Source organism: Pelomicrobium sp. (genome assembly GCF_036803785.1).
Lineage (GTDB): Bacteria > Pseudomonadota > Gammaproteobacteria > Burkholderiales > UBA6910 > Pelomicrobium.
Map to the genome: position 1 here is coordinate 1 of NZ_DAIRTR010000217.1, position 2,944 is coordinate 2,944.

At 67.5% G+C, this 2,944-nt stretch carries 3 protein-coding genes and 1 pseudogene; 2 read left to right on the forward strand and 2 right to left on the reverse strand.

Annotated elements, in window-relative coordinates:
* The first annotated feature begins 142 nt into the window (after positions 1-142).
* Together V7Q81_RS15410 and V7Q81_RS15415 are read left to right on the forward strand one after the other, a co-directional pair.
* Entirely contained in the window at positions 143-694 is a 552-nt protein-coding gene (locus V7Q81_RS15410) for a hypothetical protein (protein WP_333845086.1), read from the forward strand.
* A 557-nt stretch (positions 695-1,251) separates the two neighbouring features.
* On the forward strand, positions 1,252-1,665 hold the full coding sequence (locus V7Q81_RS15415; RefSeq protein WP_333845088.1) for an ESPR-type extended signal peptide-containing protein: 414 nt from the start codon (positions 1,252-1,254) through the stop codon (positions 1,663-1,665).
* Positions 1,666-1,887: 222 nt separating this feature from the next.
* On the opposite strand, the gene nadC is transcribed toward V7Q81_RS15415, so the two are convergent.
* Together nadC and V7Q81_RS15425 are read right to left on the reverse strand one after the other, a co-directional pair.
* Complete coding sequence (gene nadC / locus V7Q81_RS15420) at positions 1,888-2,730, reverse strand: carboxylating nicotinate-nucleotide diphosphorylase (RefSeq protein WP_333845090.1); 843 nt, start codon at positions 2,728-2,730, stop codon at positions 1,888-1,890.
* A 4-nt stretch (positions 2,731-2,734) separates the two neighbouring features.
* Positions 2,735-2,944 (reverse strand): annotated as a pseudogene (locus V7Q81_RS15425) (haloacid dehalogenase type II); the annotation flags it as partial.

The window sequence follows — 2,944 nt, forward strand, 5'->3', positions numbered from 1 at the left end:
GAGCTGGACCTGGCATGATGCAGGCTCGCCGCCGGACACGGCGCAGCGCCTCTTGTCCGGTGCGAGCAGGTCCGCCCTGCCGCCGAGAAAGCCGCCGCGCTAGTGACGCGCACAGGATTCCGAGGCCGCAGCCGTGAGGGGGGTGAAAGCAACGGCGCCGCAAACAGCCTGCAGGGGCAGGCGCATTCGAGCAACCTCTCCGGCCACTACGCGCTCGGCCGACATCGATGCCAGCGCCACCAGCGGCTGGAACAGCGGCACGGGCTTTGTGCCGATCGGCGCGTTTTCCAATCGCTTCACCGGCCGCTTCGACAGGCTGGGGCACACTATCAGCAACCTCGTCATCGACCGGCCGTCCACCGATGACGTCGGCCTGTTCGGCGTTGTCGAGGGCGCCCCGCTGCGTAACGTGGGGCTATCCGGTGGCCGCGTGACGGGTAGGAAGGGGTTCGGCGAGCTAGTGGGGCGAAACAGCGTCGGCGCGGTCTCGGCGAGCTACGCCATGGGCCAGGTGTCCGGTACAGCCGATTTCATCTGCGGGCCGGTGGGGTTCAACGGCTTGGGCGGCACGGTCTCGAATAGCTTTTGGGACACTGAGACCGGGGGCCAGGCCACGAGCGCCGGGGGCGCGGGTACCATCGGCAGGACAACCGCCGAGATGAAGCAGTTTGCCACCTACGCGGCGGCGGGCTGAGACATCGGTGATGCGTGCGGCACGGGCAGAACCTGGCGCATCTACGAGGGGCAGAGCCATCCGCTCTTGAGGAGCTTTCTCACGCCGCTTGCCATCGATGACCGCTCGCTCTGAAGGCAAGACCTACGATGGGGTCGCAATCACCAGCCTGCCGGCGGGGCTCTTCATCTTCACGATCTCGGCCGCGCACGACCCGAGCAAGATTCTCTTCGGCGGCAGTGCGAACGCGGTGCAGGGGGTGGGCCGCTACACCGCGGCGATCTACTCGAACCAGCAGGGCTACGACCTCATCGGTACGCACAGCGTGGCCTACACCATCTCCACGCCCGTGCCCTGGCGGCGCTGCCGGCGAGGCCACCGCCAGCGCACAGCAGGCGGCGGGCGCCGACAGGTCCCCCGCTGCCGCACCAGAGGCAAACACGGGCGAGTGCGAAGCGAGCGCCGCGCCGCTGCTCGCCGTGCTCGTGCCCCTGCAAGAGACGGGCATCCGCCTGCCCGAGGGGTTTCTTTCCGAAGGCGAGGAACGCAAGCAACGCCGCTGAAAGGAGCGAGCATCCATGAACCGCGCCTACCTCCTCATCTGGAGCGAAGTGCATTCCGCCTTCATCGCTATGGCCGAAATGGCCCGCGCGCGGGACAAGCGAAGCGGCGCGCTAGTGCTGGCTGCCAGCGAGAGGGGCAAGATTTACCTCAGGGTGGCTCACCGCTGCCGTGGGCAGCACGGCGCAACCGCTCGCGGTTTTTACGGATCCGGCGGGCTGACCGCGGACCAGCCCCTGAGGGGGATCGCGTCTCGGGACTGCCGGACGAAGGTGGAAGCGCGGCTGCCGAACAAAGACATGGGCTTCGTACGGGCGGGCGAGCGGGCCGCGACCCAGGTCGCGACCTTTCCATTTGCCCGCCACGACACGATTCCAGCGCGAGTGACCTTCGTCTCGAACGCCGCTGCCCACGGCGACATCAGAGGCTAATGTTCTAGACACGGCTTGTGCTGGCACGATCCGCCCTCCAGGTGGACGGGCCTACCGTGGCACTCACTCCCCGGCATAGCGGTCTCCGCGGAGATCAAGACGGGGCGATGGGGAGTGATCGAGGACTTGCGGTCCTCCTTGTGGCGGACCGCAAAAAGGGAGCCTGTGGGAGCGCCAGCGCCAGGTGTTAAGGGCACTCCTTCAACGCCCCCGGCTCGGACGTCACGTCACCGGCACCACCCGCAGGGAAAAGTCTATAGCCTTCACATCCTTGGTGAGGCTGCCGATGGAGATGCGGTCCACGCCCGCCTCGGCGATGGCGCGCACGTTTTCCAGGCAGATGCCGCCGGAAGCTTCCAGCTCGGCACGGCCGGCGGTCAAGCGTACCGCTTCCCGTAAGGCGTCCAAGGGGAAATTGTCAAGCAGAATGAGCCGGGCGCCGGCGGCGAGCGCCTCCTCAAGCTGGACCAGGTTTTCCACCTCGATTTGGATCGGCACCGAGGGGTCTACTCGGCGGGCGGCGGCCAGAGCCTCCCTCACGCCACCGGCCACAGCGATGTGGTTCTCCTTGATCAGGATGGCGTCATAGAGCCCCATGCGGTGATTGACGCCGCCGCCCAGGCGCACCGCGTACTTTTGCGCAAAACGCAGCCCGGGCAGGGTCTTGCGGGTGTCCAGGATGCGCGCGCGGGTGCCGGCCACCGCTTCCACGCAGCGCCGCGTGGCGGTGGCTACCCCCGATAGGGTCTGAAGGAAGTTAAGGGCGGGCCGCTCCGCGGAAAGGAGCGCTCGTGCCTGACCCTGGAGCAGGCAGACCTCGATGCCCGGGGACAAGGCGCCGCCCTCAGGGACATTCCACTGGATCTCCACGGTCGGGTCGAGCTGGCGGAAGCAGGCCTCGAACCAAGGGGCACCCGCCAGCACCGCATGATCCCGACAGATCAGCCGTGCCCGGGCCATCATGTCTTGGGGCAGGAGCTGGGCGGTCAGGTCTCCGGGCCCCAGGTCTTCTTCGAGCGCCCGGGCGACGTCCCGGGCCACATGCTCGTGGAGGGCTGGACTCATCGGGCTAGCGGACGTGCTGGGGAAGATCGGTCAAGGCCTGCAGGACGGCATCTGGCTCGTGCCCCAGCTCGTCGGCTGTGGCGTTGAAGCGATTGATCCAAAAGACATGGAAGCCGAACGCCTTGGCCCCCGCCGCGTCCCAATAGTTGGACGAGACGAACCCCACTTCGTGCTTGTCTAGCCCAAGGCGGGCGGGGGCCAGGGCGTACACGGA